This is a genomic window from Streptomyces sp. TSRI0281 (assembly GCF_001905125.1).
Lineage (GTDB): Bacteria > Actinomycetota > Actinomycetes > Streptomycetales > Streptomycetaceae > Streptomyces.
Genome location: NZ_LWLE01000001.1, coordinates 325,482 through 352,332, shown reverse-complemented (window position 1 = coordinate 352,332; position 26,851 = coordinate 325,482). Strand labels below are relative to the sequence as shown.

Here is a 26,851-nt window from a genome sequence, read left to right as displayed (position 1 = left end):
TCCACGGCCGGGCAGGCGGTCCATCGCCGCGCACCTGCGCAACGACCGGGCCGTCGTGGCGCTCGTCGGCGGCGAGGTCGTCGGCGTGGCGGGGCTGCGGGGAGCCCGCGCCTCTTCGGTCTGTACGCCGACAGCATCCCCCGCGAGACGGCCGCGACCGGCTGACGGCACACGCGCAGCGCCCGGCCGCACACGCGCAGCGCCCGGCCGGGAAACCCTGGCCGGGCGCATGTACAAGCGGCTTTCCACGGGCGATCGCCGTATGCGCGGAAGTCGCGGAAGTTGCGGAAGTCGCGGAATCAGACGGTCGTGACGACCTCGTCGTACGACAGGCGCGGCGAACGCGGGAACCAGGCGTCCTCGCCCGGCTTGCCGATGTTGACGACCATCAGCGGGATGTGGTCGTCGTCCAGGAACTCCTTCTGGATGCCCGCGGCGTCGTAACCGGTCATCGGGCCGGCGGCCAGACCGGCGGCGCGGACACCGATGATGAAGTACGCGGACTGCAGCGCGGCGTTGAGGAGGGCGGCCGACTCGCGGACCGGGCGCTCGGAGAAGAACGCGTCCTTGGCCTGCGGGAAGTGCGGCAGCAGGGCCGGCAGCTCCTCGTGGAACTCGTTGTCGGCGACGAGGATCGCGACGAGCGGGGCGGTGGCGGTCTTCGGCCGGTTGCCCTCGGCCATGTGCTGGACGAGGCGCTCGCGACCCTCGGCGGAGCGGACCAGGACGACGCGCAGCGGCGACTGGTTGAAGGCCGTGGGGCCGTACTTGACCAGGTCGTAGATCGCCTGGACCTGCTCATCGGTCACCGGCTCGTCGGTGAACGTGTTGGCGGTGCGGGCCTCACGGAAGAGGAGGTCCTGGGCGGCGGGGTCAAGAGCGAGGGACATCTTGCGAATTACCTTCCGGACGAACAGGGGGGATCAAGCGATGAGATCACCGTAACGGAGAGGTAGGTTAACTTTCAACTAAAACGGGGCGGGAGTGAGCCACCCCACAGCAGGGCCACCCAGCGGAGCCCCCGCGGCACAGGAGCCGAGCGGCCGGCCGATGGGCCCTGTCGTCCGCGTACGGCACCCGGTGGACGCCTCAGTCGTCGGCGCCCGGGTCCCGCGCGGGCTCCTCCGGGCGGGCCAGGGCCGCGTCCAGCCGGGCGCGGGCACCCTCCAGCCAGTGCCGGCACACCTTCGCCAGCTCCTCGCCCCGCTCCCACAGGGCCAACGACTCCTCCAGCGTCGTGCCGCCCGCCTCCAGGCGGCGCACGACCTCGATCAGCTCGTCCCGCGCCTGCTCGTACCCGAGCGTGCCTGTCGCGGCAGCCGTCGCCGTCCCGTCGTCCGTCATGTGATCCACCCTATTCGTGAGCTGAGAAAACACCGTGAGCGGACCCCACGGAACCCGTACCCGCGGAACCTGTACCCGCGGGGCCGGGATCCGCGTGACCCGTACCCGCGGGGCCGGGACCCGCATGACCCGTACGTGCCCGGCCGGGCGTCGCAGGTCCCGTACCGGTCACCCCTCCACCCGTACGGTGAACTCGCCCTCCGACACCCGCGCCCGCAGCGGCTCGCCGGGCGCACCGGCGTCGGCGGGGGAGCGCACCACATGGCCGTCGGGCCGCTGGAGCACCGCGTAACCCCGCTCCAGCGTGGCGGCGGGTGACAGCGAGACCACCCGGGCCCGGGTGTGCGCGAGCTCCGAATCGGCCCGGTCCAGCAGATGCCCGAGCACCCGGCGGCTCCGCCCGGCCAGCGCGTCCACCTCGGCGGCCCGCTCGTCCACCAGCCGCTGGGGGTGCTCCATCGACGGGCGGCCCAGCGCGTGCGCCAGCCCCCGCTCCTCCCGGTCGAGCATGCCCCGTACGGTGCGCAGCGCCCGGTCCCGCAACTGCTGCACCCGGTCCAGCTCCTCGCCCACGTCCGGTACGACCTTCTTCGCCGCGTCCGTCGGCGTCGACGCCCGCAGGTCCGCCACCAGGTCGAGCAGCGGGGAGTCCGGCTCGTGCCCGATCGCGGAGACCACCGGCGTACGGCACGCGGCCACCGCCCGGATCAACTGCTCGTCGGAGAACGGCAGCAGGTCCTCCACACTGCCGCCGCCCCGGGCGACCACGATCACATCGACCTCGTCCAGGGCATCGAGCTCCTCGACGGCCTTGACCACCTGATTCACCGCGTGCACGCCCTGCACCGCGGTGTTGCGCACCTCGAACCGCACCGCGGGCCAGCGGCGCCGGGCGTTCTCCAGGACATCGCGCTCGGCCGCCGAGGCCCGCCCGCAGACCAGCCCGATCAGCTGCGGCAGGAACGGCAACGGCTTCTTGCGGTCCAGCGCGAAGAGCCCCTCCGAGGCGAGCGACTTCTTCAACTGCTCCAGCCGGACCAGCAGCTCCCCGATGCCCACCGGCCGTATCTCCGTCGCCCGCAGGGACAGCTGCCCCCGGGGCGCGTACCACTCGGGCTTGGCGAGGACGACGACCCGCGCACCCTCCGTCACGACATCCGCGATGCGGTCGAAGACCTGCCGGTAGCAGGTGACGCTCACGGAGATGTCGTGGGACGGATCGCGCAGGGTCAGAAAGACGACTCCGGCACCGGGCCGCCGCGACAGCTGGGTGATCTGCCCCTCGACCCAGATCGCCCCGAGCCGGTCGATCCACCCCCCGATGAGCCGTGACACCTCACCGACGGGCAGCGGCGCTTCCGCGGATGTGTTGAGAGCCATGCGGACGAGCGTATCGGCAGGCGCCGACAGGAGGGGCGGGCAGCACGACGGGAAGCCCCCGGTTCCCGGACTCGGTCACCCGTGCCGTGCCCCGCCGCAAGGCGCTCCGCCCCCTCCGCGGGGCCACCCCCACGCCTCCCCGCTCGACCGGCGGCGCCCACTCACCTCACCCCACTCACCCCGCTCACCCGGCTCCCGGGCCGCCCGACTCCCTCTCCATCGGATCCGCCCCACCGGCCCCCGGACGCCGCCGCCCCCACTGCACCGCGAGCACCACGAGCCCCACCGCCAGCCAGCACAGCCCGACCACCTGCGCGCTCGTCGTCGCCTCCACGATCACCGCGATCAGCACCGCCGCACCCACCACCGGGATCAGGACATGGCGCCACCAGCTGGGTTCGCCCTCCATCCGGCGTACGGCGAACCAGCCGACCACCGACGCGTGCAGCAGCACGAACGCCGTCAGCGCGCCCACGTCCACGACCGACACCAGATGGTCCAGGCCGTCGTCGCGCCGGGCCGCCCACACCGCGGCCACCAGCGTCACGATCGCCGCACCCAGGATCGCGACCCGCGGCACCCCGGACTTCGCGTCGACCCTCGACAGGAACGGCGGCAGCCGCCGCTCCCGCGCCATCGCGAACACCAGCCGCCCCGCGGCCGCCTGCCCCGCCAGCGCGGCGAACGCGGCGCCGATCGCCTTGCTGACCGCCACCAGATCGTGCAGCCAGCTCCCGACGGAGGCATCCACCGCGTCGTAGAACGCGGACCCCTGCTTCGCCGGATCGGCCGCCAGCTCCGCCGAGCTGACCGGCTCCAGCAGCGCGGCCAGATAGGACTGCGCGATGAACAGCACGCCCGCGAGGACCAGGCAGAACAACAGCGCACGCGCCACCTTCGCCGAGCCGCCGGTCACCTCCTCGGCGAACGAGGCGATGGCGTCGAAGCCCAGATAGGAGAGCACGGCCACGGACACGGCCCCCATCACCGCCGTCATCGAGAACCCGGAATCGCCGGTGAACGGCGACAGCCAGCCGCGCTGCGCGCCGTCGCGGGCGAGCACCACCACCGCCGACACCAGGAACACCAGCAGCACCACGATCTCCATGGCCAGCACGGCGAAGCCGACCCGGGCGGCGGCCCGAACGCCCCACAGGTTGAGGAGCGTGGTCACCACGACCGCGATCGTCGTCCACACCCACCGCGACACCTCCGGGACCAGCGCGTTCATCGCGATCCCGGAGAAGAGGTAGGCGACCGCCGGAATCAGCAGATAGTCGAGCATCGCCATCCACCCGGCGATGAACCCGGGCCCTTCCCCGAGCCCCTTGCGGGCATACGCGAAGACCGAACCCGCCAGTGGAGCGACCCGCACCATCTGGGCGTAGCTGTAGGCAGTGAACGCCATGACGACGGTCGCCACCACATAGACCAGGGCGACCGCGCCGTCCGACTTCGCGTCGAGTGTCCCGAACACGCCGACCGGGGCCATGGGGGCGATGAACAGCAGGCCGTAGACCACCAGGTCCCGGAAGCCGAGCGTGCGCCGCAAGGTGGGCCGATCCGTGCTGCTGCTCCCCGACATCCGACCTCCATCGCCGACCGTGCACATCCACGTCGCCAACAGTCTCCCGACCAAGCCGTACCGGCGCCTGTTCGGTACGGCCTTACGATGGGACGCATGACTGCAACTCCTGCCCGCCGTGTCCTGCTCGCCGCTCCCCGTGGCTACTGCGCGGGCGTGGACCGTGCCGTGATCGCCGTCGAGAAGGCTCTGGAGCAGTACGGGGCCCCGATCTACGTGCGCCACGAGATCGTGCACAACAAGTACGTCGTGCAGACCCTGGAGAAGAAGGGTGCGATCTTCGTCGACGTCACCGCGGAGGTCCCCGAGGGCTCCATCGTGATGTTCTCCGCGCACGGCGTCGCGCCGACCGTCCACGCCGAGGCCGCCGAGCGCAGGCTCGCCACGATCGACGCCACGTGCCCCCTGGTCACCAAGGTCCACAAGGAAGCCGTCCGGTATGCCAAGGAGGACTACGACATCCTCCTGATCGGCCACGAGGGCCACGAGGAAGTCATCGGCACGAGCGGCGAGGCGCCGGACCACATCACGCTGGTCGACGGCCCCGAAGACGTGGCGAACGTGCAGGTCCGCGACGAGTCGAAGGTCGTCTGGCTCTCGCAGACCACTCTCTCGGTCGACGAGACGATGGAGACGGTCAGTGCCATCAAGGAGAAGTTCCCCAACCTCCTCTCGCCGCCCAGCGACGACATCTGCTACGCCACGCAGAACCGCCAGATCGCGGTGAAGAAGCTGGCCGAGGACGCCGAGCTGGTCATCGTCGTCGGCTCCAAGAACTCCTCGAACTCGATCCGCATGGTGGAGGTCGCCCTCGACGCGGGCGTCCCCGCCGCGCATCTGGTGGACTTCGCCGACGAGATCGACGAGGCCTGGCTGGAGGGCGTCACCACGGTCGGCCTCACCTCGGGCGCCTCGGTCCCCGACGTGCTGGTCGACGGGGTACTGGAATGGCTCGGCGAGCGGGGTTACGGCGACGTCGAGACGGTGAAGACGGCGGACGAGTCGATCACGTTCTCGCTGCCCAAGGAGCTCCGCCGCGATCTGCGGGCCGAGGCGGCCGCCCTTTCCGCCGAGTAGCCGGGCGAGGCGCCCGAGCTGCCCGTACGGTGGTTGCCATGCAGATCTTCGGCGTGGACATCGGCGGATCCGGGATCAAGGGCGCTCCCGTGGACCTGGACCGCGGAGAACTGGCGCAGGAGCGCCACAAAGTACTGACACCGCACCCGGCCACGCCCAAGGGCGTGGCCGACTGCGTGGCCGAGGTCGTCGGCCACTTCGACTGGTCGGGACCGGTCGGCATCACCTTCCCGGGCGTCGTCACCGACGGCATCACCCGCACTGCGGCCAATGTCGACAAGGGCTGGATCGACACGGACGCGGGCACGCTGCTCGGCGAGCGGATCGGGCAGCCCGTCACGATCCTCAACGACGCCGACGCGGCGGGCATCGCCGAGATGTCGTTCGGCGCGGGCCGGGGCCGCAAGGGCACGGTCATCATGCTCACCTTCGGTACGGGCATCGGCAGCGCGGTCTTCACGGACGGCCGGCTCGTTCCCAACACCGAACTCGGCCACCTGGAGCTGCACGGCCACGACGCGGAGAAGCACGCCTCCACGAAGGCCAAGGAGGACGAGGACCTCAGCTGGCACCACTGGGCGCACCGGGTGCAGAAGTACCTGGCCCATGTGGAGATGCTGTTCTCGCCCGAGCTGTTCATCATCGGCGGCGGGGTCAGCCGTAAGGCGGACAAGTTCCTGCCGCTGATCGAACACGTACGGGCCGAGATGGTCCCGGCGGAGCTGCAGAACAACGCGGGGATCGTGGGCGCGGCGATGGCGGCGGCGGGCAGGTAGCCGGCCCGCCGAGGCTCCGGACCTACGGGCGCCGGGGGCGGCGCGCTCCGCCCGCGGCGGCCTTCGCGCCACGGGCGGCCACGGCCTGCGCGTTCGGGGCCGACGGGGCGGCCTGCGCCGGATGAAGCCGTCGCGCCCGCATGTGCCGGACCTTGCGGACGCTCGCGATGCTCCCGGCGATGAGGGTGCCGCCGTACAGCCAGCCCGCATGGACGGCGAGCGCGGTGATGACGGCCATCGTCTGCCCGCCCAGACCGCCGCTGCCCCCGGAGATGGGGATGACGCCGACGGCGAAGGCGATCGGCACGCTGATCGGCGCGGTGACGAGGTCCGCGGGCCGCACCCAGAGCGCGGTCAGGGCGCTGACCGGCAGGAACAGCAGCCCGTACACGACTTCCGAGCTGTCCAGGAGCAGCCGGTCGACGCAGGCCAGCACGAACATGGTGAGGGCGGCGAAGAGACCCGCCCCGATGCCCGTCAGCCGGGGATTGGGGAACCTGCGCAGGGCGAGCACCACGGGCGGCAGGGTGCGCGCCCGGACTCCGGGCGCACCCACCACCCGGTGGACGGCGGCACTCTCGCCGGGGGCGCCCTGCGGGGACGGGGCCGGCGGAGCCTGCTGGGGCTGCCTGCGCTGCGGGGTACGTGTCCTGTGCTGCTCCACGTGCACAACGTAGGGCGGAAGGCGGGAAGAAGCAGGCGTTGGACACGCGCTTTGGCCGACCTTGGGGTTGAGTTCGATGTCACACGGCTGAATTCCGCCCTGTTCGACCCGTCCCGGCCGCCGACCCGGGAGGACCCGGGAACGTACCCACGACGTACCCACGACCGAGCCGGGGCAGGGCCGCGACGGACCCGTGACGGGCCGCCCGCCGCCGCCCGTAAACTGGAGAATCGGTCCGCTCCGAGGCCCGGCCCGAACAGCACGACCCCTCCTCACCTCCTCACTCCAGGAAGTCGCCAAAGTGTCGCTCACGATCGGAATCGTCGGTCTGCCGAATGTCGGCAAGTCGACCCTGTTCAACGCCCTGACCAAGAACGACGTGCTGGCGGCCAACTACCCGTTCGCCACGATCGAGCCGAACGTCGGTGTGGTCGGCGTCCCGGACCCGCGCCTGAACAAGCTCGCGGAGATCTTCAACTCGCAGAAGCTCCTCCCGGCCACCGTCGACTTCGTGGACATCGCGGGCATCGTGCGCGGCGCGAGCGAGGGCGAGGGCCTGGGCAACAAGTTCCTCGCGAACATCCGCGAGTCCGACGCGATCTGCCAGGTCATCCGCGCGTTCAAGGACGAGAACGTCGTCCACGTCGACGGCAAGGTCTCGCCCAAGGACGACATCGAGACGATCAACACCGAGCTGATCCTGGCCGACCTCCAGTCCGTCGAGAAGGCCGTCCCGCGCCTGACGAAGGAGTCCCGCCTCCAGAAGGAGAAGGTGGCGGTACTCGCCGCCGTCGAGGAGGCCCAGAAGATCCTGGAGTCCGGCGAGACCCTCTTCTCCGCGGGCATCACGGCGGGCACCGAGAAGGGCCGGCTCCTCCACGAGCTGCACCTCCTCACCACCAAGCCCTTCCTGTACGTCTTCAACGTCGACGAGGACGAACTGGTCGACGAGGACTTCAAGAACGAGCAGCGCGCCCTGGTCGCCCCCGCCGAGGCGATCTTCCTGAACGCCAAGATCGAGTCCGAGCTGATCGAGCTGGACGACGACGAGGCCCTGGAGCTCCTCCAGTCCATGGGCCAGGAAGAGCCCGGCCTGGCCACCCTCGGCCGCGTCGGCTTCGACACCCTGGGCCTCCAGACCTACCTCACGGCAGGCCCGAAGGAAGCCCGCGCCTGGACGATCAAGAAGGGCGCCACGGCCCCCGAGGCGGCCGGTGTGATCCACACCGACTTCCAGAAGGGCTTCATCAAGGCCGAGATCATCTCCTTCGACGACCTGATCGAGACAGGCTCGGTCGCCGAGGCCCGCGCCAAGGGCAAGGCCCGCATGGAGGGCAAGGAGTACGTCATGCAGGACGGCGATGTGGTGGAGTTCCGCTTCAACGTGTAGTCGTGTCAATGCTTTACGTTAGGTAATTCGTCAAGCGTGCAGGTCGAAAGGGGTCCGCCTCCTCGGAGGCGGACCCCTTCGTTTTCCCGTGCTGGATGGGTGCTGGATATTCTGATTGCCCGTCAGGATGATTCAGGTGTCGTAGATCGTGGAGCGGTGTCCGACGCGGATGACCCACACGATCAGTTCGCCGTTGTCGACGGTGTAGATGACGCGGTAGTCGCCGACTCTGAGGCGGCGGCGCTCGGGCTGGGAAACGAGCGCGGTGGTGTTGAAGCCGAACGGGTTGGTTTCCAGTTCCGTCAGCTTGGTCAGGATGCGGAGCGCGGCGTCGCGCGGAACCTTGCGGAGTTCGGCTCGGGCTTCCGGGTGGAAGACGGTGCGGTACTCACTCACTTCGCGCCAGCGTCTCCTTCATGACGTCCTCGATCGGAATGCCGACCGGCCGGGTCGCCAGGCGCTCGTCGATGAGGCGGTTGATCTCGCGCTCTTCCCATTCCTGGTACTTGCGGAGCACCTCGATCGATACGACGGCGGCGACTTCTTTGCCTCGTCGCGTGATGACTGTGGGAGTGTCGTCGCGATCGGCGCGTTCGACGACCTCGGCCAAGTGCGCGCGGACGTCGCGGATGGACTCTATAGGCATCTGCGTCATACGCTCAAAGGTACCGAATGTCTCATGTGTACACAATGGCTGATGGCCTCGGATGGATCTCAGGTTGTACTGGATGACTTTTCACTGTGCTGGATGCGTGCTGGATGGAATCTTCGGAGTCGGCGTTTCCGCAGGTAAGAGCCCTGTACTGAATGTTCCGCTTCAACGTGTGAGCGGGTGGCTCGGCGCCTCGCCGGTGTCCGGGTAGATGTGCGGTTCAGTTGGGGTCCGTCTCTTCGGAGTCGGACCCCTGGCTGTTTCCCGCGCTGGGGCGCCTGCCCCTTCATGAGCTCTTCGGTCTCGTTGCAGGTATCGAAGTGGTACGTTATTAGGTACCACTTGATGGAAGGGGTCAGGTCATGTCCATAACCGCGAGCGAAGCCCGCAAGGCTCTCTTTCCGCTGATCAAGAAGGTCAATGACGATCACGAGGCCATCGAGATCGTCTCCAAGCACGGCAATGCCGTGCTCGTCTCGGCTGAGGACTATGCGTCGCTGCGCGAGGGCTCGTACCTGCTGCGCTCGCCTGCGAACGCCCGCAGACTGCTCAAGGCATACGAGAACGCTCTGGGCAACATCAACGTGTCTGAGCGCGAGCTGATTGATCCGGATGTGGCGGGTCCTGCTGCGGGGGCCGCGTGAGGCTGGTCTTCGAGGATCAGGGCTGGGAGGACTACACGTCCTGGCTCAGGAACGACCGCAAGATGCTTGCTCGGATCAACAAACTCATCGAGGACGTCAAGCGGGACCCCTTTGTGGGGATCGGTAAGCCTGAGCCGTTGAAGTACCACTTGCCCGGTGCTTGGTCGCGGCGGATCGATGACGAGCATCGTCTCGTCTATCTGGTCACGGACAAGGAGATCGTCATCCTCGCGGCTCGTTATTACTACTGACCTCCAGGCTGCCTTCAGGGGAGTGTGAGCGGTCAGTCGAGCAGGCCGAGGCGGGGGCCGCCCCCGTCGTGCAGGCGTCTGAAGAAGCCGAGGACTCCGGCGGAGCCGCCGGCCCAGGTGGCGCTCGGGCCGGTCAGGCCGGTGTCCGGGAATACGGGGTGGGGCCGGGTGCCGCCGCTGCGGCTCAGGATGATCATCGCGACGGTTTCGGCGGTGTCCCGGAACTCCTCGGACGCGGATGAGGACGCTTTCGCCATGTCCAGCAGGAAGTCGCCGACTCCCGCCAGCCCGCAGCACTGCGTGACCAGCGGCATGCGCGGTGCCAGTGCGGCGCAGGTGCGGGCGGCCTGTTCCGCGAGGGCGAGGTGGTCGGGTTCGTCGAGGCGGGCGGCGGACCGGACGAGTACGGCTCCGATTCCGGCGAGGCCGCGGCACCATGAGCCGTAGCGGCGAGTCGCCCGTGGTTCGGTCGCCGCCGTGATGATGCCGGGTGTGACCGAGGCGAGGCGTGCGCAGGCCTCCCTGGATCCGGCGATGGCGGCCGGGTCGCCCGTCGCGCTGCCGTATTCGAGCAGGAAATAGGCGACGCCCGCCTCCCCGTGTGCGAAGCCTTCGCGGAGTGCGGCGTCGCCCGGTGTGCCGGAGCCGGCGGGCGTCAGCCGGGCTTCGCCTGACGTCCACATCCGCGCGCATTCGGTGGCGATGGCGAGGTGCCGGTCGGCGGCATGGCGGTCGCCTGCCGCGAGGGCGTGCCGGGCGAGCCGGAGCCGGCCGAGGCCGATTCCGGCGGTGCCCTCGATCAGGTCCGCTTCCGGCGGTCCGCCGCCCGGCGTCCGGGCGGGCAGGGCGGGGTGGGTGGAGTGGGTGGAGTCGTGCACGTACGGCGCTGTCGTATCCGTCGCCGTATGTGCCTCCGCGAGGAATACGTCGACGCCGGTGCGGCCCGAGTAGAAGCCCGGTGACATGGTCCGGGACTGTTCCGCCGTCCACCGCGCCAGTGCGTCGACCGTCTCGCGCACCCGGGGGCGGTGGAGATGCTGGAGCAGTTCCAGTCCCAGTCCCGAGCTGCCGCCGTAGACATCGATCGGCGTCGGGATGTGCGAGCGGGCGGCCAGTACCGGGTCCGCGATCCTGCGTGCCTCGTCGGCGCAGAACGCGGTCGTGTGCTCGATGATCTCCTGGAGCAGGCCGTCGTCGAGCCGGGGCGGCCGGGGCCGCCGGGATGGTCCGGACGCACGGGCCGCCCCGGTGCGGAGCCGGGCGGCGCCCGTGGTGCGTACGGCCGCGTCCAAGCTCATCAGCCCGGCGATCGATGCCCGCATCTCCCGGTGACCGTGGCCGGGCAGCGCCCATGCCAGGCCGTCGAGGGTCCGCTCCCGGTTCACCGCGGAGTCGGGGTCCACGATCACCGGGTCCAGGCCGGTGGCGGCGAAGAACAGGGTCGCGCCCAGCGCGTAGTAGTCGTCGGCGGGTTCGGCCGGTCCCGCTTTACGCAGAACCGGTGCGCTGTAGCCGGGGGTCGCGCCGCTCGGGCCGACGCCGGCCAGCTCGCTGATCCCGAAGTCGATCACGTGGCAGCGCCCCGCGTCGTCGAGGACCACGTTGTTGGGCTTGAGATCGCGGACGACCACGCCCCGGCCGTGGATGTCGTCCACTATGCGCAGCAGCCCGGTGGCGAGACCGGAAAGCGTGCGCGATGCGTGAGCGTCGTCGTCCCGGTAGGGGCCGTTGTCCTGGACATCCCGGCGCAGGTCCCGTTCGCCGCAGCTGCTCATCACCAGGTACTCGTCCGTACGGTGCCGGAAATAGTCCAGCCCGCGGGGTACACCCGCGACGGAGTCCAGTGCCTCAAGGACCGTACGTTCATTGCGCAGCCGGTCACGGGTGTCCGTACCGGACTCGTCCTCGGCCACGAAGGCCCTCGCCTGCTTGACCACCACCGGCCGCCCGGAAAGCCGGTCGACAGCGCGGTAGACGTTCCCCTGCGGCTTGCGCACGATGCCGACGGTCACCGCGTAGCGTCCGCCGCCTAATCCGCGTGAGGGCCGTTTGCCGCCGCGTCCGGATTCGCTCGCGAAGGGGTCCTCGGCCCAGGGCGGGCATCGGTACGAGCCGTCGGCCAGTCCGTCGAAGACCTGCCCGTCCGGTCCGGCCATGACCGACTCCAGCCGCCCGCTCCGGCCGGTCCGGTAGTCGCCCGTGAAGGGCCCGTAGCGGTAGTAGACGGGGGCCTGCGGATCAACACGCCGGTCGCTGACGACCTGTGGACCCTCCCGGCCGCGCAGTACGGCGACGAGTTCCCCGGCGATCTCGACAATGGCGCCGGGCGGCGGGTAGACCGTGATCGCCTTGCCGACGACGCCCGCGCTCGACACCCCGGAATTGATGGCCCGCAGCGTCTCCGCATCCCTGGCGAACTTCGCGTGACAGACATGCCGCCGCAGCACCGGCAGTACGAGAGCGGTCACGTCCTCCAGATCGCCGGGACGGGCCGAGATGTGCAGCTTCCAGCCGTGGTCCACCGCCGGCATCCGCGGATCGTTCAGGTACGACCAGGTGTCGTCCGACGGTCCGCCGGGGCCGGCGATGGACTCGGCCACCGCTAGGAGTTCTTGTCGCAGCTGAAGCGGGTGGTGGCGGTGACCCACGGGTCGGAGAGACACGCCGTGTGCTCGCGGTCGCTTCGGTCGTCGTCCTCGAACACGATTGCCTCGTCATCGAGTTCCAGCGGTCCCGCGTCGCGGAATTGGTCGACCTTCGGGAGTTCCAGCATGGCTATGGGCATGTGACGCCTCCGTGTCTCGTCGAGCATGTGCTGATGGTGCGGGACGTGACCGGCCGGGGCCGGTGAGCCCGCTGAGTCAAGGTGCTGATCCAGAAGGTAGGCAGAAACGATCTGGGTGACAAGAGGTCAGATACGGCTGGTTCTGTACGTCGGCCACGGGGGCCGGGGGTCGGGGGCCGGACCTCCGCGGCGGGGGGCGCGAGGCGCCGCCCATCGTTCTTCGGTCGGTGGCAAGTTACTTCGGGGCGTACCCGGCCAACATCTGACGGATCAGTAACTACCCTGACATGATGCGTACTTGATGGACCTGTGGCGCGACCGGGGGAGGCGTCCGAGGGCATGCGTGGATATCGGGGGGCAGGTGGCCGCGACGATCGCAACGGCCGCTACGACTGTGCGATGGCGACCGGACTGGCCCGCCGTGCGGTGGAGTTGACGGCTCCGCACGAGCTGGCGCAATTCCCGTTGACGGCCGATGCCTTTCACCGTGCCCCGGCTCAGGCCAGGCAGTGGCCCGTCAACCGCCGGGAGCCGCTCGCGATCGGCCTTGAGGCGGTGGCCATGGTCATCAGCACGGCGGCTCTCGCGGCAGCGGTTCAGGTCCTGGACCACCTCGCGCAGCAGGCCTCCGCGCACGTGGTGGACACCACCCGGAACCGGCTTGTGCCGCGGCTGCTGCGCCGTCGTACCCGGCGGGACGCGGAGCCATCGGAGGGCCCCGCGCGGGTGGAGCGGCTGACCGCCGAGCAGCTGGCCCAGCTGCGCGAAGTGGCCGCGCGGGCAGCGATCCGGTGGCGGGTCCCCGAGCAGGAGGCGCTGGCCATCGCGGACGGGATCGTCGCGGAACTCGCCACGCTGTCCCAGGAAGAGCCGGGTGGTGGTGCCCCGGGCCGTAGCGGCCGGAGCGGCAGTGATCCCGGTGATGGCGACCCGGTCGACGGTGACCCACGCGGTATCGGCCCGGGTGGCTGCGACCCGGCCGACGGTGACCCGCGCGGTAACGGCCCGGGTGGCTGCGATCCGGTCGACGGTGACCCGCGCGGTAACGGCCCGCGCGGTAACGGCCCGCGCGGTAACGGCCCGCGCGGTATCGGCCCGGGTGGCTGCGATCCGGCCGACGGTGACCCGCGCGGTAACGGCCCGCGCGGCAGCGCCCCGGGTGGCTGCGATCCAGCCGACAGCGACCCGGCCGACAGGGACCCGGCCGGCAGCGCCCCGGGCGGCAGTGATCCCGGCGGAGACGGGTCGGCCGAGGCCGCTCGGTGACGCGTACGGCGTCGGTTCCCGCGCGTGGTCTTCCCGGCCCGTTCGCCCTTCCCTCCGGCACCTCGGTGCGCTTCGGGCTACTGATCGCCGCCATGGCCGCCATGTCGGCGCTGTTGGTGAACGGTGCCTCGTCCGTCCTCCTGTCCGCGGTGCGGTGGGAAGAGGTGCAGGACTACCAGACCTGCCAGGCCCTGGCGACGGAGGAAGCAGCCCGCGAGCGCGGCTCGGACCCAGGCGTCCGCATCCCCGCCGAGGCCCAGTTCTCGGACTGCGAGGACCCACGCGCCGGGGCGAGCCTGCTGGTCACCGCGGCCATCTCGGCCGGCCTGCTGCTGGCACTCCTCGCCGTCCATGCCGTGCTCCCGGGCTGGCGGACCCGGCGGCGCGGCTACCGCCCGCTCACCGGGATGCCGGAACTGTCGGTGTATCTGGCGGGCCTGCTCGAAGAGTCGGGTGTGCGTGCCCGGGTCTCCTTCCTCACCGAGCCACTGAACCCGGCGGTGCATGCCCTGGCCTTCGGGCGGGTGGGGCAGCGCCGCGTGCTGCTGAGCGGAGGACTCCTCACCCTGTACACCCGCGACCGGGCGGCGTTCCGGAGCATCGTCTTCCATGAACTCGCCCATATCCGCAACCGGGACCTGGACATCGCCTTCCTCACCCTGATCCTGTGGCGGGCGAGCATGCCGACGCTCCTCGTCCTCACCGCCATCGGGGCCCCGGCCTCCCTCTACCTGGGATCCGCCGCACTCGCGGCCCCCGTCCTGGCCTTCGGCGTACAACTGCCGCTGCTCGCCGTGCTGGTGACTCTGCTGAAGAACGCGGTGCTGCGCAGCCGTGAGCTGTACGCCGATGCGAGGGTCACGGAATGGGAGGGCTCCGCGGACGGCCTGTCCAGGCTCTTCGGCGGCCGGCCCGAGGATCCGAGCCGGCCGGGCAGAACCGGCGCCACGGCCACGGGACCGGTGCCGGGGCCGGGACCGGGGCCGGGTCTGCGGGAGCTGCTGAGCGTCCATCCGTCCGCCGCCCGGCGGCTCACGGCGCTGGCCGACCACCGCAGCCTGTGCCGGATCGGTTTCTGGGACATGTGGGCGGTCGGGGCAGCCGCGGCCTTCCTGCACGGGACGGTGCGGCTGGGGCCGATCGGCGGCGGCAGCCGCACCGGGTGGGTGACGGAGCTCGTGGCAACGGTCCTGTCCGGGGGCCTGCTGGTGGGCGCGGCGGGGACGGTGGTGTGGCAGGTGGTGGCGTACACACCGGGTGCCCTCACCCCGGCGCGGACCCGGCAGGCCGGCCTGGGCCTCGGCCTCGGCTTCGGCGTCTTTCTGCTGGTGTCCCCGGCGTGGGCCTTCAACCTGGTGTCGGTGGGCGGGCAAGGGATGTCACTGGCGATCCCGTACCTGGCGCTGACGGCCGGGTGCGGCTGGGCCCTCCTGCGGTGGCTGGTGCTGGTCGCCGGGGCATGGGGACCGGTCCTGGCCCGCGGGCGCCGGCCGCGCCGGGTGCTGTGGGCGGTGCTGGGCCTGTGCGCGGCCGGGCTGCTGCCGGTGTTCGGCTTCCTGGTGACGCTTCCGACGATGACGCTGTACGCGGCGGTGTTCATCGCGCCCACGCTGCCGGGCGCGGTGGTCTTCATCGGCGGTACCGGCTACCTGGCGCTCGCCGAAGGGCTGTCCGTGGTGATGCCGGTGGTCCTGACGGCCGCGGTGGCGCCGCTGGTCGGCCAGTACGTGTCATGGCGTCGCGGCGCCCGGCACACCTTCACGGGGTTCGGCCCACCGGGACCGCCGCCGGGCTTTCTCGTCCGCTTCGGAATCCCGGTCGCGCCGGCCGCCGCCGTGCTGGGAGTGCTGCCCCTGCTGATCGGCATCCCCGGCTCCGAGCTGAGCGTGCTCGGGGTGCTGGTCGCCGGGCAGTCGGCGGCGGCGCTGTGGGCCGGCCGGGGCTACGCTCCGCTCCCGCTGGCCAGGGGTGCCGTGGCCGCGTACAGCGCGGGGCTGCTCGGCATGCTGGTCTGGGTGGTGCTGGTGGAGGTCGTGTCGGGCTGCCTCGTCCCGGGCGGTACCCCGTGCACCCCGGTCCCCGACCTCGGCCAGTTCCGTCTGGCTCTGATGACGGCCACCGTGGGCACCGTTGTGGCCTGGATCCCCCATGCCGTCGTGGTCCGCCTCCGCCGCTGACCGAGCGGGTGAGGAAACGGCGGGCAGCGCGGAAACAGGCCGGGCAGATCTCGTACGAGCCGGGTATGTCGTCGAGCACGCGGTGCCCGCAGCAGGGGCAGGGGCAGAGGCAGCGGTCGGTCACCCGTGCAGTCCTGTTCACGGGCCGGCCGGTGTGCCAGGGGTTTCCGCGCCCCCGGCACACCCGCCGCACATCGAGGAACCGGTCGGGAAGGCGCGCCCGCGCCTGCCGCGTCCGTGGTCAGCGCGTCGTGCCGATCCGGAGTTCGGTGATTCCCGCAGGCTTGTCCGCGTCGTCCGAGGTGACCGTCACCCGTACCTTCCGGGCATTGTCCCCGGCCAGGTACGGCCGCCAGAACCGGCCGTCGAGCGAGGTCTCCAGGCGGTGCGAGACGGGCGGTACGTCACTCCAGTCCGGTACGACGGAGGTGACCCGGTGCTCCCGCCCCAGGTCCACCGTCAGGGAGCCCGTCGCCCCGGCGGGCGACCAGAACGTCGCCGGGCTGCCGTCCACCGCCGCCTCCGCGTACAGGCCGGGGCTTTCGGAGGTGGCCGTCGCCGGGCGGCAGCGTGCCGCGTCGGCCGTCGGGGTCAGGTCGGGGCGGCGGGTCGGCAGGGTGAGGGTGGTGGACAGCCGTTGCGGGCCCGTCGGGGTGTGGACGGTGAACGGGGTCCCCGAGGTCAGCCGCACCGTGCTCGTCCGGGCGCCGATGGCCACGTCGTACGTACGGCCCTGATAGTGCAGGCCCGTCAGCGTGACGCCCTCGTGAAGCTGCGGCGGCAGCATCGGGTCGAGCCGCACCCCGTCCTCCCGCAGCCGTAGCCCGGTCAGGCCGTGCGTGAACACCTGGAGGAAGCCGCCCTTGCCGGTGAGGAAATCCTCGGCGGGGAAACCCGAAAGAGGGTCCTGCGCACCGGACTTCTCGCCGCGCGCCTCGGAGAACAGGGCGTACGGCCCGCGGACGAAGGGGCGCACGGCGCGCTGGAGATAGGTGTACGTCGCACAGCCCGCGGCCCCGATCGTGGCGGCGTCGATCGCGTGCACCGAGTCGGTCATCGCAGGGCCGTCCGGATCGGTCCGGGCGGCGTAGTAGTCGAGCGTGGCGGCGGCCGCGCCCGGCTCCATCGGCCACTCCAGCGGATAGATCAGCAGCACCGTGTCCGCCTGCTTGATGGTCGAGCCGCGGTAACCCGCGTACTGGAGGAAGATCTTCCGCTCCGCGTCGTACGGGATACGGAGACCGTCCGCGACCCGCGCCCAGGCGGCGGGCGCCGGGTGACCGAGGAGTTCGGCGGCGCGGGTCGCGTGGCGCAGGGCGGTGACGGCGACCGCGTTGGTGAAGACCCCGTCGGTGACCCCGTTGCTGTACTCGTCCGGGCCCGCCACGTTCCGCACGGAGTAGCTGCCGTCGCTGTTCTCGGTGGCACGCGACCGCCAGAAGTCGGCGATGCCCTTGAGCAGCGGCCAGCCGCGCGTCGCGAGCCAGTCGCGGTCGCCGGTGGCCAGGTAGTACTGCCAGACGGCCAGCGCGATATCGCCCTGGAGGTGGTTCTGGGTCAGGCAGTGCGGCGGGTCCCAGCTCTGGCACTCGGAGTCGAGCAGGCCCTTGCTCGCGCTGGTCCAGGGGTAGAACAGGCCCTCGTAACCGAGCTTCTTCGCGTTCGCGCGGGCGGCGTCGCGCGTGCGGTAGCGGTACTCGACGACCGAACGGGCGAGTTCGGGACGGGTGGCCAGCAGTCCGGGGTACATCCAGGTCTCGGCGTCCCAGAACACCATGCCCGCGTAGTTGTCGCTGGTCAGACCGGCCGGGGCGATGCTGTCCGAGGAGCCGGTACGGCTGCTCGCGAGCAGTCCGTACTGTGCGGAGCGCAGCCATCCCTGGAGTTCGGGGCGGCCCGGCACGCTCACGTCGGAGGCCCAGGCCCGCCGCCACGCCGCGGCGTTCTCCGCGAGGACACCCGCCCAGCCGCGCCGGGCCGCGCGGTGCGCGGCGTCGCGGGCGGACGTCAGCGGGGTGCGGGAGGTGAGCGTGGTGTCGACGCCGACGTACTTCTCGAAGGTGTACGTGGCACCGTCACGTACCGGAGTGGGCCGCGGGAGCTTCCCGGACTCCGGCCGCAGCGTCTCCACGACGCCCGCGCCGCGCCGCATGGTCTGCGCGATGGCCCCCTCCGTCCCGGTGCCCAGGGTGCGGAACGTGCCGTCCGCGGCGACCGTGACCCGGCGTGCGCCCCGCTCGTCCAGCCGTCCGGTGACGGTCGCCGTGCCGCTCCAGTGCGGGGTCATGCGCAGGCGTACGGCGCCGGTGTGCACATCGGAGCGGTTGGCCAGCACCTCGTACGTCAGGTCGGTCGCCCGGCCGTCGGCGGTGGTCCAGCGCAGCGACGTACGGACCAGTCCGCAGGCCAGGAACACGGTCTGGCGGTAGTCCGAGATCCGGCCGGCCGGTGTGCCGGTGCCGTAGGTCTCCTCGCCGACGCGCACGTCGAGGGTCGTCCAGCTCGGCAGCGCGGCGATGACCTCGCGGCCCTCGGCGGTGCCCTTCTCCCTGGCGTACAGCCCGGAGACGAAGGCGCCGTCGTAGCGGGGGGTGTACAGGGGCCAGCCGGTCTTCTCGCCCCGGGCGTCGTATCCGGCGCCGGTCGCGGGTACCCGGTGTCCGAGATAACCGTTGCCGACATAGGGGTCGTAGCTCTCGGCCTCACCGAAGCGGGTGGACGTCGGCGCCCAGGAGGCGTCCTGATCACCCGTCCGGCCGCAGGCCGGGGGCGGGGCGGCGCCGTGCGGGAGTTCCGCCGCGTACGAGAGGGGCGGCAGCGGCGCGATCAGGGCGGCCGCGGCCAAGGAGGCGAGGAGAGGGATGCGCGAGAGGCTCACCGTACGAAGGTAGGGAAGACGGTGGCGCGGGCGGGTGCGCGGCGCGCGCGATCGGCCCACGGCCGCACGACGAAGCGCCGGATGGAGCAGAGGAGCGGAGGAGCGGAGCAGTGGAGGGGGCTTCATCGGGCGCTACGCGTACGGCGCTACGCGTACGGGACTACGCGTACGGCGCTACGCGTACGGGACGCACGCGGGGGCGCGTCCTTGCGGGATGTGTACCGGACCGACCGGCCGGCGCCCCGCTCGCTCCCGGCGCCCCACTCGCTCCGTCACTCGCGCGGTGCTGCCAGCCCCGTCTTGAGGCCCGCGCCGCACAGCGGTACGACGACGCTGCGGTCCGTCCAGCCGCCCACCGCCGCCCAACAGGCAACCCCGGTCGTCTCCACGTAGAACCCCCGTGCCGCCAGGTCCAGTTGGGCGTCCCGGATCCGGTCCTCCGACACGGTGAGGAAGGTGCCGCCCGACGCGCGGACGGCCGCGAGGATCTGGCGGGCGCGCGGCGGGCGGGGGATGGCGATGCCCTCCGCGAGGGTGGGGGCCATGTCGGTGGTGGCGGCGGGCAGCTCCCGCGCGCCCGCGTGGAACGCCGAGGCCAGCGGGGAGACCGCCTCCGCCTGGACGGCGATCAGAGCCGGGCGCCGCTCGATGAGGCCCAGGGCGTGGAGTTCGGCGGTGGCGAGGGCCGCGCCGAGGAGCAGGGTGCCGTTGCCGACGGGGACGGCGATCGCGTCCGGCAGCCGGCCGCCGAGGTCCTCCCACAGTTCGTACACGTACGTCTTCGTGCCGTGCAGGAAGTACGGGTTGAAGACGTGCGAGGCGTAGAAGGTGCCGGGTTCGTCGGCGGCGGCGCGGGCCGCCAGCGCCGTGGCCTCCCGGTCGCCGGGGACGGTCTCCAGCCGGGCGCCGTGGGCCCGGATCTGTTCGGTCTTCTTCGCGGAGGTCCCTTCGGGGACGTACACCGTGCAGGGCAGGGAGGCCCGTGCGCAGTAGGCGGCTACGGCCGTGCCCGCGTTGCCGCTGCTGTCCGCGACGACGCGGGCGGGGTTCAGCCGACGGGCGAGTTCCGCGAGCATCACCGCGCCGCGGTCCTTGAACGAGAGCGTCGGCATCAGGAAGTCGAGTTTGGCCGAGACGGTGTCCGTGAGCGGGACGAGAGGGGTGCGGCCCTCGCCGAGGGAGACCGCGGGGGAGGAGAGGGGCAGTACCTCTTCGTAACGCCACAGTGAATTAACACGCCCGGCAAGGGAGTTGAGCGAGAGCCCGGCCGGCGCCCGCAGCGGGTCGAAGTCGAGGTCCCAGGGGCCCTGGCAGACCGGGCAGCACCAGGTCAGATCGGTGTCGGCGGTGCGGGTCCCGTCCTGCGGGCAGAGATACATGGTCATGCCCGCCAGCATGTCAGGCGGATGGCAGATGAATGTCGAATGCATGGCGCGCCCCAAGGCACCCTTGTGGGTTTGCCATGGATCGGTCAAAGTTTCGCCTGGCAGCACGGCAGGCCGTTCACGGGTGGCGCGGAGAACGTGGCGCCCCGTTGTCTGGTTTGTCATGTCCCTGACTGGATCCGTTGTCCGGCTCCAGTGCCCCCACCAGCACCCGCCCATGAGGAGGACCCCTCACATGTCAGCCACGCGTCACACCCCGCACGCCCGTCGAAGACTCGCCGCGGCGAGCGTGATAGCCGGTGCCGCCCTCGCTCTCTCCACCGCGGCGGCCTTCCCGGCCACCGCGACCGAGCGCGCGGCGGAAGGCGTGATCGAGAACGCGGGCGCCCCGGGCGCGATCAGCGGCAGCTACATCGTCACTCTCGACGAGTCGGCTCCCGACGCGGGCTCCGCACGCGGCAAGGCACTGGCCGAGGAGTACGGCGCCGAGATCAAGAGGACCTACCGTTCGGCCCTCAACGGCTACGCGGTCGAGCTCTCGGCCGCCGAGGCGAGGAAGTTCGCCGCCGACCCGGCCGTCGCGTCCGTCGTGCAGAACCGGACCTTCAGGATCTCCGGCACCCAGCCCTCGCCGCCCTCCTGGGGCCTGGACCGGATCGACCAGAAGACCCTGCCGCTGAACCAGAGTTACACCTACCCCGACAAGGCGGGCGAGGGCGTCACCGCGTACATCATCGACACCGGTGTACGGATCAGCCACGGCGACTTCGGCGGCCGGGCCTCGAACGGCTACGACGCGATCGACAACGACAACACCGCGCAGGACGGGCACGGCCACGGCACGCACGTGGCGGGCACCGTCGCCGGGTCGTCGTACGGCGTCGCCAAGAAGGCGAAGATCGTCGGCGTCCGCGTCCTCGACAACAGCGGCTCCGGCACCACCGACCAGGTCGTCGCGGGCATCGACTGGGTGACGGCCAACGCCGTCAAGCCGGCCGTCGCCAACATGAGCCTCGGCGGCGGAGCGGACTCCGTGCTCGACGCCGCCGTGCGCAAATCCATCGCGTCCGGCATCACCTACGCCGTCGCGGCGGGCAACGAGTCGACCGACGCCTCCACCAAGTCCCCGGCGCGCGTCGGCGAGGCCATCACGGTCGGCTCCACCACCAGCACCGACGCCCGCTCCAGCTTCTCCAACTACGGCACCGTGGTGGACATCTTCGCGCCGGGCTCCTCGATCACCTCGTCGTGGAACACCAGCGACTCCGCCACCAACACCATCTCCGGTACGTCGATGGCGAGCCCGCACGTGGCCGGTGCGGCAGCCCTCTACCTCGCCGACCACCCGGGCGAGACCCCGGCGCAGGTCTCCGCCGGTCTGGTCGCGGCGGCGAGCACCGGAGTGGTGACGAACCCGGGCACCGGCTCCCCCAACCGGCTGCTGAACGTCGGCACCGGCACCACCACGCCGCCCGGCAAGAAGTTCGAGAACACCACCGGCTACGCGATCGCCGACAACGCCACGGTCGAGGCGCCGGTCACCGTCACGGGCATCAGCGGCAACGCTCCCGCCGCGTTGAGCGTGCCGGTCAACATCACGCACACCTACTCCGGCGACCTGAAGATCGACCTGGTCGCGCCCGACGGTTCGGTCTACAACCTGAAGGCGTACGGGACGGGCGGCAGCACCGACAACGTGAACACCACCTACTCGGTGAACGCGTCCTCCGAGGTGGCCAACGGCATCTGGAAGCTGCGGGTCAGCGACAACGCGTCCGCGGACACCGGGCGGATCAACACCTGGGCGCTGCAGTTCTGACACGTGTCCGGCCGCCGCGGTGGAAGCGGAGACGGCAAGTAAGTGCATGAGTGAGTGAAGAAATGACGAGTGCGGGGCGGTCGCATCACGCGACCGCCCCGCACCCCTGTCCGTCTCTGTCCGGATCGGTCCGGACAGGGCCCGACTGTCCGGCCGGGCTAGCGGCGGTTGAGGCCGCGGTCGACGGCGGTGATCAGCTCGCCGTTCTCCGTGTCCCCGTCCAGCGACCAGAACATCGCGCCGCCGAGCCCGCGGTTCCGTACGTACGCGGCCTTGGTGCGCAGCACCTGGGGGTCGTCGTACGTCCACAGGGTGGTGCCGTCGAACAGCCAAGCGTGGCCGTTACGGGTGTCCCGATGGAGCGTGTACGTTCCGGAGCCGGCCAGCTTCTTGAGGGCCTTGTAGTCCTCGTAACCGGCGGCGTACGTGGCGGGCGCCGGTGCCGCGGCCGGCCGGCCGAGGCCGTCGCCGCCGCCCGTCACCCCGGTCCAGCCCTGCCCGTAGAACGGCATGCCCACGACGAGCTTGCGGGCCGGGGCACCGCGCCTGATCCAGTCGCGCACGGTCTGGTCGACGCTGTGGTCGCCCTTCGCGTACAGCGCGGACTGCTGGGCGGTGGTCTTCTCCCCGGAGACGTGGAAGTCGTAACCCTGAAGGTTCACGAAGTCGAAGTCCCGCATGATGCGCGGGACGTCGAAGCCCGCGTCGATCTTGGCGGGGGAGGTGGGGACGAAGGCCGACAGCTCGTAGTGCCGGGGCCGGGGCGTGTGGCCGTGCCCCTTGCCCTTGCCCTCGGTGGCCCTCGTGGCCTTGGCGGAAGTCCTGGCGTAGGCGTCGAGCTGCTTGCGGAACTCGTGCACCAGCGCGGTGAAGTTCTTCTTGTCCTCGGGGCGGAAGACCGTGCCGGTGTTGCCCTCGGAGCCGGGCCACTCCCAGTCGATGTCGATGCCGTCGAAGAGACCGGCCGCGGCCCCGTCGCCGCCGCGGGCCCCGTCCACCGGCAGATTGCCCTTGATGTACAGGTCGACGCAGGACGAGACGAGTGCCTTGCGGGAGGCCGCGGTGCGGGCCGCGTCGGAGAAGTGGGTGGACCAGCTCCAGCCGCCCAGCGAGACCATCGCCTTGAGGCCGGGGTGCTTGGCCTTGAGCTCGCGCAGCTGGTTGAAGTTGCCCGCCAGGGGCTGGGTGTCGGTGTCGGCGACGCCGTCCACCGATCCCGCCGCGTCCAGCGGACGGGCGTAGTCCGCCCAGGCGTCGGACTGACCCGGCACATTGCCGGTGAAGCACTTTCCGTCGGCGCTGACGTTGCCGAAGGCGTAGTTGACGTGGGTGAGCTTGGCCGCGGTGCCGCTCGTGTCCAGGTCCTTGACCTGGAAGTCGCGCCCGTAGACGCCCCACTGGGTGAAGTAGCCGACGCTCCTGTACGCGGGGCGGTGGTGCCCCTGGGCGCGGTCGGCGTCGCCCGCCGTGCCGCTGTCGGAGGGGCGGTCGCCGGAGCGGTCGGCGCCGGCCGTGGCCGCGGGCGCGATGCCTGCCAGCAGCGTGAGGGCGCAGGCGGCAACGGTCATTCTGGACAGGGTTCTTCGACGCATGAGGCTCGTTCCTGTGCGTGAACTGGAGCTGGGGATGCGGCTGGAGAGTGCGAGAGCCGTGCTGTGCCGTGCTGTGCCGTGCACAGGAAGTTATTGGTCTGGACCAAAAGCGGTCAAGGGTTTGGTGATGACCGATCGTCCGGATCGTGTCGCAGGGGGAAATCGGGGGCAGAGGAAGGCCGAGACCCCTGTGGCGCTCATGTTCGAAATATGCAATGGGCGCCGCCAAATCATCACTTCGAGTGAAACTTTGGCCATTGCTTGCGGTCCACAACCCACGGTTGCCAGTCTGTTGCAGACTGTCAACCTGTTGGGAGTGGCCTGTGACTTTCGGTGAGCAGCCCGCCTATCTGCGCGTGGCGAGCGATCTCAGAGAGAAGATCGTCAACGGCGCGCTGCCGCCCCATACGCGCCTGCCGTCGCAGGCCCGTATCCGCGAGGAGTACGGGGTATCGGACACCGTCGCCCTGGAGGCGCGGAAGGTGCTCATGGCCGAGGGGCTGGTCGAGGGGCGCTCCGGTTCCGGCACGTATGTGCGCGAGCGTCCCGTGCCGCGTCCGATCGCCCGCTCCGGCTACCGGCCGGGCGCCGGGGCCAGCCCGTTCCGCCAGGAACAGACGGCGGACGGGGTGCGCGGGACCTGGGAGTCGCGCAGCGAGCAGGAGGAGGCGAGCGCGGAGATCGCCGAACGGCTCGGCATCGAGCAGGGCGACCGGGTGATGCGTACGCACTACGTCTTCCGCGAGGCGGGTGAGCCGATGATGCTCTCCACCTCCTGGGAGCCGCTCGCCGTCACCGGGCGTACGCCGGTGATGCTGCCGGAGGAGGGCCCGTTGGGCGGCTGCGGGGTCGTCGACCGGATGGCGGCGATCGACGTCGTCGTGGACAACGTGGCCGAAGAGGTCGGCGCACGCCCGGGGCTGGCGGAGGAGCTCCTGGCGCTCGGCGGCGTACCGGGCCATGTGGTCATGGTGATCGGGCGGACGTACTACGCGTCGGGACGAGCCGTCGAGACGGCGGACGTCGTGATTCCGGCCGACCGCTACCGAGTTGCGTACCATCTGCCGGTCAAATGACTCCCCGGCACCCGCGCCGGGCGACGCCGCAGTGGTGCGGAAGTGCCGCCTGAACGGCGCTTGTGTCGGGTGACCGATATCAGGACGGCCCGTCCGCCACGCGTGATGCCGAGTTAACGCCCCCTCGGAACCCGTAACCCCCGGGCAACGACCGGCATCAGTGACTTGTCATGTCCGGCTCCTGACTTCCCGTTCGTTCCCCACACACCGGACTGACGAACGGGAAGTCACCGATGACGGACACCGCCACCCCCACGACGGCCGACGTGCCGGAAGCGGGGCCCCAGGTCGGCCCCGGCGCACCCGCGCGCAGTTACGCGAGGCTCGCGGCGGACGAGAGCCGCGAGGGCTACTCGCCCCGCTACGCCCCGCACTCCTTCCGGCGCTGGTCGCCCGTCACGGTCGTGGGCACCGCGCTCGGCGGGATCGCGTATCTCGCCGACTTCGCGATCGGCGCCTCGATCGTCTTCACCTACGGATTCACCAGTGGATCATCGGCATGGTGCTGCCGTTCGTGGTGCTCGCCTTCGAAGCCCCGGACGCCTGGGGCGCCTTCGGCTCCTTCGGCGGCACGGAAGGGGCCGGTCCGGGCTTCTCCTGGGTCGCCTTCGGGCTCGGTACGGGCGTCGCGCTCTCACTCATCGCCCAGATCGGCGAGCAGGCCGACTATCTGCGCTTCCTGCCGGCCAGAACGGAGGCCAACAAGCGGCGGTGGAACCTCGCCGTGCTCGCGGCCGGGCCCGGCTGGGTGATCATCGGCGCCGCCAAACAGCTCGGCGGGGCCCTGCTCGCCTTCATCGCGGCCGGACCGTCGCTGGTCCTGTGCCCGCTGATCGCCTGGGCGACGAAGGGGAAGTACTGCCTGGCCCGCCCGAACCCGGTGAATGGACCCGACGTCGAGGTCCCCGACATCACCGCCACCCACACCTGCGCGGTCTGTGAGACCGCCTACGAGCTGCCGGACATCGCCGACTGCCCGGTGCGGTCGGGACCGATCTGCTCCCTGTGCTGCTCGCTGGACGACGGATGCGGTGACGTCTGCCGCAAGGAACCGGCGTCCGGTCCGGTCCTGATGCCGATGCCGACCGTGCGCGGAACGGCCGGCTGACCGGGCCGGACCTCGCGAGGGGGCGCATCCGAGAGGATGCGCCCCCTCGCGAGGTCCGGGTGTGTATCTCTTTGTGTAAAGACGCCTCCGCAGCGTGAAGGTCAGGCGTAGGCTCGGGCATATGCGTACTGCGGTTTCCTGGGGATCCTTAGAGACGTGCACGCCGGTGGGGAGAGGGGCGAAATGCGGGGGAGCGACACGATGAGCGACAGCGGTGCCGTGCTGGCGTGGCTGGTGATACGGCAGGACGACAACGGCAATCGCTACCGCGTCGGCAGGTACGCCACGCAGGACGAGGCCCAGAGGATAGCGGACGGCCTCGACACCCGAGGACACAAGCAGCTGTACTGGGTGGAGCGTATGGACCGGCGCGCGCGGCCGTAGCGGCCCCGGCCCGGATCGGTCCGCACCGGGGTGGGGACGGCGGGCGGCTACGCTCCGCCGTATGAACGATTCTGTGGTGGTGGCCGGAGCCGTCTGTGACCAGGGGCGGCTGCTGGCCGCCCGCCGCAGCGCACCGCCCGAGCTGGCCGGCCGCTGGGAACTGCCGGGCGGCAAGGTGGAACCGGGCGAGACCGACGAGCAGGCGCTCGTACGGGAGCTCCGCGAGGAGCTCGGTGTGGAGACGGAGGCGCTGGAGCGCATTCCGGGCGCCTGGCCGCTGAAGGCCGGATGCGTACTCCATGTCTGGACCGTGCGCCTGCTGTCCGGAGTTCCCCGGCCGCTTGAGGACCACGACGAACTGCGCTGGCTCGCGCCCGACGAGGTGGACCAGGTCGACTGGCTGGACCAGGACCGGCCCGCCGTCGCGGAGGCCGTCCGCCGGATTCCCGCACGCCGGTGACGCCGCGCCGGATTCCCGTACGCCGGTGACGCCGCGCCGGATGCGCGCGCGCCCATGACGACGGCCGTCTGCCTGCGGTGATGCACCCGTACGACCCATACATCATGATGCGGGATAGTCCAGCCCGTATATCGGGTATGGGCCGGTTAGTAATCTTC

23 protein-coding genes and 2 pseudogenes are annotated in these 26,851 nt (G+C 70.9%); 12 read left to right on the top strand and 13 right to left on the bottom strand.

Translation table 11 applies throughout. The features are described from left to right. Positions 1 to 299: 299 nt before the first annotated feature. From A6A29_RS01580 to A6A29_RS01565, 4 genes are all read right to left on the bottom strand, one after another. Positions 300 to 890: a malonic semialdehyde reductase gene (locus tag A6A29_RS01580; protein ID WP_073718088.1), complete on the bottom strand. Its 591-nt coding sequence runs from the start codon at positions 888 to 890 to the stop codon at positions 300 to 302. Positions 891 to 1,089: 199 nt separating this feature from the next. Further along, positions 1,090 to 1,344: an exodeoxyribonuclease VII small subunit gene (locus A6A29_RS01575; protein WP_073718087.1), complete on the bottom strand. Its 255-nt coding sequence runs from the start codon at positions 1,342 to 1,344 to the stop codon at positions 1,090 to 1,092. A 168-nt stretch (positions 1,345 to 1,512) separates the two neighbouring features. After that, positions 1,513 to 2,724: an exodeoxyribonuclease VII large subunit gene (xseA, locus tag A6A29_RS01570; RefSeq protein WP_073718086.1), complete on the bottom strand. Its 1,212-nt coding sequence runs from the start codon at positions 2,722 to 2,724 to the stop codon at positions 1,513 to 1,515. A gap of 184 nt (positions 2,725 to 2,908) precedes the next feature. Then, complete coding sequence (locus A6A29_RS01565; RefSeq protein WP_073718085.1) at positions 2,909 to 4,309, bottom strand: APC family permease; 1,401 nt, start codon at positions 4,307 to 4,309, stop codon at positions 2,909 to 2,911. 87 nt (positions 4,310 to 4,396) lie between these two features. On the opposite strand from A6A29_RS01565, the gene A6A29_RS01560 reads away from it, so the two are divergent. Both A6A29_RS01560 and ppgK read left to right on the top strand, forming a co-directional pair. Continuing rightward, entirely contained in the window at positions 4,397 to 5,386 is a 990-nt protein-coding gene (locus A6A29_RS01560; protein WP_073718084.1) for a 4-hydroxy-3-methylbut-2-enyl diphosphate reductase, read from the top strand. Between the two features lie 38 nt (positions 5,387 to 5,424). Then, positions 5,425 to 6,162: a polyphosphate--glucose phosphotransferase gene (gene ppgK / locus A6A29_RS01555; protein ID WP_073718083.1), complete on the top strand. Its 738-nt coding sequence runs from the start codon at positions 5,425 to 5,427 to the stop codon at positions 6,160 to 6,162. A 22-nt stretch (positions 6,163 to 6,184) separates the two neighbouring features. Here the strand turns inward: ppgK and A6A29_RS01550 are convergent, their stop codons facing one another. Beyond that, the gene (locus tag A6A29_RS01550) at positions 6,185 to 6,826 is read right to left on the bottom strand and encodes a DUF6542 domain-containing protein (RefSeq protein WP_073718082.1); all 642 of its coding nucleotides are present in this window, start codon (positions 6,824 to 6,826) and stop codon (positions 6,185 to 6,187) included. A gap of 301 nt (positions 6,827 to 7,127) precedes the next feature. On the opposite strand from A6A29_RS01550, the gene ychF reads away from it, so the two are divergent. After that, positions 7,128 to 8,216: a redox-regulated ATPase YchF gene (ychF, locus tag A6A29_RS01545; RefSeq protein WP_073718081.1), complete on the top strand. Its 1,089-nt coding sequence runs from the start codon at positions 7,128 to 7,130 to the stop codon at positions 8,214 to 8,216. A gap of 132 nt (positions 8,217 to 8,348) precedes the next feature. Here ychF and A6A29_RS01540 read toward each other — a convergent pair whose 3' ends face one another. Continuing rightward, complete coding sequence (locus A6A29_RS01540) at positions 8,349 to 8,612, bottom strand: type II toxin-antitoxin system RelE family toxin (RefSeq protein ID WP_073718080.1); 264 nt, start codon at positions 8,610 to 8,612, stop codon at positions 8,349 to 8,351. Further along, positions 8,605 to 8,871: a type II toxin-antitoxin system Phd/YefM family antitoxin gene (locus tag A6A29_RS01535; RefSeq protein WP_073718079.1), complete on the bottom strand. Its 267-nt coding sequence runs from the start codon at positions 8,869 to 8,871 to the stop codon at positions 8,605 to 8,607. Before A6A29_RS01535 ends, A6A29_RS01540 begins: the two co-directional genes overlap by 8 nt. A 359-nt stretch (positions 8,872 to 9,230) precedes the next feature. Between A6A29_RS01535 and A6A29_RS01530 the strand changes: the two genes are divergently transcribed. Both A6A29_RS01530 and A6A29_RS01525 read left to right on the top strand, forming a co-directional pair. Next, positions 9,231 to 9,512: a type II toxin-antitoxin system Phd/YefM family antitoxin gene (locus A6A29_RS01530; RefSeq protein WP_073718078.1), complete on the top strand. Its 282-nt coding sequence runs from the start codon at positions 9,231 to 9,233 to the stop codon at positions 9,510 to 9,512. Beyond that, positions 9,509 to 9,763, top strand: a complete 255-nt coding sequence (locus A6A29_RS01525; protein WP_073718077.1) for a Txe/YoeB family addiction module toxin — start codon at positions 9,509 to 9,511, stop codon at positions 9,761 to 9,763. Before A6A29_RS01530 ends, A6A29_RS01525 begins: the two co-directional genes overlap by 4 nt. Positions 9,764 to 9,795: 32 nt before the next feature. Here A6A29_RS01525 and lanL read toward each other — a convergent pair whose 3' ends face one another. Both lanL and A6A29_RS01515 read right to left on the bottom strand, forming a co-directional pair. Then, positions 9,796 to 12,363: a class IV lanthionine synthetase LanL gene (lanL, locus tag A6A29_RS01520; RefSeq protein WP_073718076.1), complete on the bottom strand. Its 2,568-nt coding sequence runs from the start codon at positions 12,361 to 12,363 to the stop codon at positions 9,796 to 9,798. A gap of 2 nt (positions 12,364 to 12,365) precedes the next feature. Continuing rightward, entirely contained in the window at positions 12,366 to 12,575 is a 210-nt protein-coding gene (locus tag A6A29_RS01515) for an SflA family class IV lanthipeptide (RefSeq protein ID WP_241838285.1), read from the bottom strand. Positions 12,576 to 12,947: 372 nt separating this feature from the next. Between A6A29_RS01515 and A6A29_RS01510 the strand changes: the two genes are divergently transcribed. Next, complete coding sequence (locus tag A6A29_RS01510) at positions 12,948 to 13,814, top strand: hypothetical protein (RefSeq protein ID WP_073718074.1); 867 nt, start codon at positions 12,948 to 12,950, stop codon at positions 13,812 to 13,814. Further along, positions 13,811 to 15,991: a M48 family metallopeptidase gene (locus A6A29_RS01505; RefSeq protein WP_073718073.1), complete on the top strand. Its 2,181-nt coding sequence runs from the start codon at positions 13,811 to 13,813 to the stop codon at positions 15,989 to 15,991. Before A6A29_RS01510 ends, A6A29_RS01505 begins: the two co-directional genes overlap by 4 nt. A gap of 40 nt (positions 15,992 to 16,031) precedes the next feature. On the opposite strand, the pseudogene A6A29_RS47425 reads toward A6A29_RS01505, so the two are convergent. The 3 genes and pseudogenes from A6A29_RS47425 to A6A29_RS01490 all read right to left on the bottom strand — a co-directional run. Beyond that, positions 16,032 to 16,115 (bottom strand): annotated as a pseudogene (locus A6A29_RS47425) (CPCC family cysteine-rich protein); the annotation flags it as partial. A gap of 117 nt (positions 16,116 to 16,232) precedes the next feature. Next, a complete protein-coding gene (locus A6A29_RS01495; protein WP_073718072.1) occupies positions 16,233 to 18,869 on the bottom strand; it encodes a discoidin domain-containing protein in 2,637 nt (878 codons plus the stop codon). 272 nt (positions 18,870 to 19,141) lie between these two features. Then, positions 19,142 to 20,254, bottom strand: coding sequence for a threonine synthase (locus tag A6A29_RS01490; protein ID WP_073718933.1), 1,113 nt, complete (start codon positions 20,252 to 20,254; stop codon positions 19,142 to 19,144). A 235-nt stretch (positions 20,255 to 20,489) separates the two neighbouring features. Between A6A29_RS01490 and A6A29_RS01485 the strand changes: the two genes are divergently transcribed. Beyond that, the gene (locus tag A6A29_RS01485; RefSeq protein ID WP_073718071.1) at positions 20,490 to 22,073 is read left to right on the top strand and encodes a S8 family peptidase; all 1,584 of its coding nucleotides are present in this window, start codon (positions 20,490 to 20,492) and stop codon (positions 22,071 to 22,073) included. A gap of 158 nt (positions 22,074 to 22,231) precedes the next feature. Here the strand turns inward: A6A29_RS01485 and A6A29_RS01480 are convergent, their stop codons facing one another. Further along, a complete protein-coding gene (locus A6A29_RS01480) occupies positions 22,232 to 23,665 on the bottom strand; it encodes a glycoside hydrolase family 18 protein (protein ID WP_073718070.1) in 1,434 nt (477 codons plus the stop codon). A gap of 323 nt (positions 23,666 to 23,988) precedes the next feature. On the opposite strand from A6A29_RS01480, the gene A6A29_RS01475 reads away from it, so the two are divergent. The 4 genes and pseudogenes from A6A29_RS01475 (at position 23,989) to A6A29_RS01460 (ending at position 26,693) form a co-directional block, all read left to right on the top strand. Further along, a complete protein-coding gene (locus A6A29_RS01475; protein ID WP_073718069.1) occupies positions 23,989 to 24,741 on the top strand; it encodes a GntR family transcriptional regulator in 753 nt (250 codons plus the stop codon). A gap of 233 nt (positions 24,742 to 24,974) precedes the next feature. Further along, positions 24,975 to 25,849, top strand: a pseudogene (locus A6A29_RS01470) (hypothetical protein). A gap of 183 nt (positions 25,850 to 26,032) precedes the next feature. After that, positions 26,033 to 26,233, top strand: coding sequence for a hypothetical protein (locus A6A29_RS01465; protein ID WP_073718068.1), 201 nt, complete (start codon positions 26,033 to 26,035; stop codon positions 26,231 to 26,233). 61 nt (positions 26,234 to 26,294) lie between these two features. After that, on the top strand, positions 26,295 to 26,693 hold the full coding sequence (locus A6A29_RS01460; RefSeq protein WP_073718067.1) for a (deoxy)nucleoside triphosphate pyrophosphohydrolase: 399 nt from the start codon (positions 26,295 to 26,297) through the stop codon (positions 26,691 to 26,693). Positions 26,694 to 26,851: the final 158 nt, after the last annotated feature.

Coding starts and splice junctions, on each gene's coding strand:
- A6A29_RS01535 (WP_073718079.1), bottom strand. CDS start 8,871: ATGACGCAGATGCCTATAGAGTCCATCCGCGACGTCCGCGCGCACTTG.
- A6A29_RS01490 (WP_073718933.1), bottom strand. CDS start 20,254: ATGACCATGTATCTCTGCCCGCAGGACGGGACCCGCACCGCCGACACC.
- A6A29_RS01565 (WP_073718085.1), bottom strand. CDS start 4,309: ATGTCGGGGAGCAGCAGCACGGATCGGCCCACCTTGCGGCGCACGCTC.
- A6A29_RS01575 (WP_073718087.1), bottom strand. CDS start 1,344: ATGACGGACGACGGGACGGCGACGGCTGCCGCGACAGGCACGCTCGGG.
- A6A29_RS01510 (WP_073718074.1), top strand. CDS start 12,948: ATGGCGACCGGACTGGCCCGCCGTGCGGTGGAGTTGACGGCTCCGCAC.
- A6A29_RS01515 (WP_241838285.1), bottom strand. CDS start 12,575: ATGCTCGACGAGACACGGAGGCGTCACATGCCCATAGCCATGCTGGAA.
- A6A29_RS01485 (WP_073718071.1), top strand. CDS start 20,490: ATGTCAGCCACGCGTCACACCCCGCACGCCCGTCGAAGACTCGCCGCG.
- A6A29_RS01530 (WP_073718078.1), top strand. CDS start 9,231: ATGTCCATAACCGCGAGCGAAGCCCGCAAGGCTCTCTTTCCGCTGATC.
- xseA (WP_073718086.1), bottom strand. CDS start 2,724: ATGGCTCTCAACACATCCGCGGAAGCGCCGCTGCCCGTCGGTGAGGTG.
- A6A29_RS01560 (WP_073718084.1), top strand. CDS start 4,397: ATGGGACGCATGACTGCAACTCCTGCCCGCCGTGTCCTGCTCGCCGCT.
- A6A29_RS01580 (WP_073718088.1), bottom strand. CDS start 890: ATGTCCCTCGCTCTTGACCCCGCCGCCCAGGACCTCCTCTTCCGTGAG.
- A6A29_RS01460 (WP_073718067.1), top strand. CDS start 26,295: ATGAACGATTCTGTGGTGGTGGCCGGAGCCGTCTGTGACCAGGGGCGG.
- A6A29_RS01480 (WP_073718070.1), bottom strand. CDS start 23,665: ATGCGTCGAAGAACCCTGTCCAGAATGACCGTTGCCGCCTGCGCCCTC.
- A6A29_RS01465 (WP_073718068.1), top strand. CDS start 26,033: ATGCGGGGGAGCGACACGATGAGCGACAGCGGTGCCGTGCTGGCGTGG.
- ppgK (WP_073718083.1), top strand. CDS start 5,425: ATGCAGATCTTCGGCGTGGACATCGGCGGATCCGGGATCAAGGGCGCT.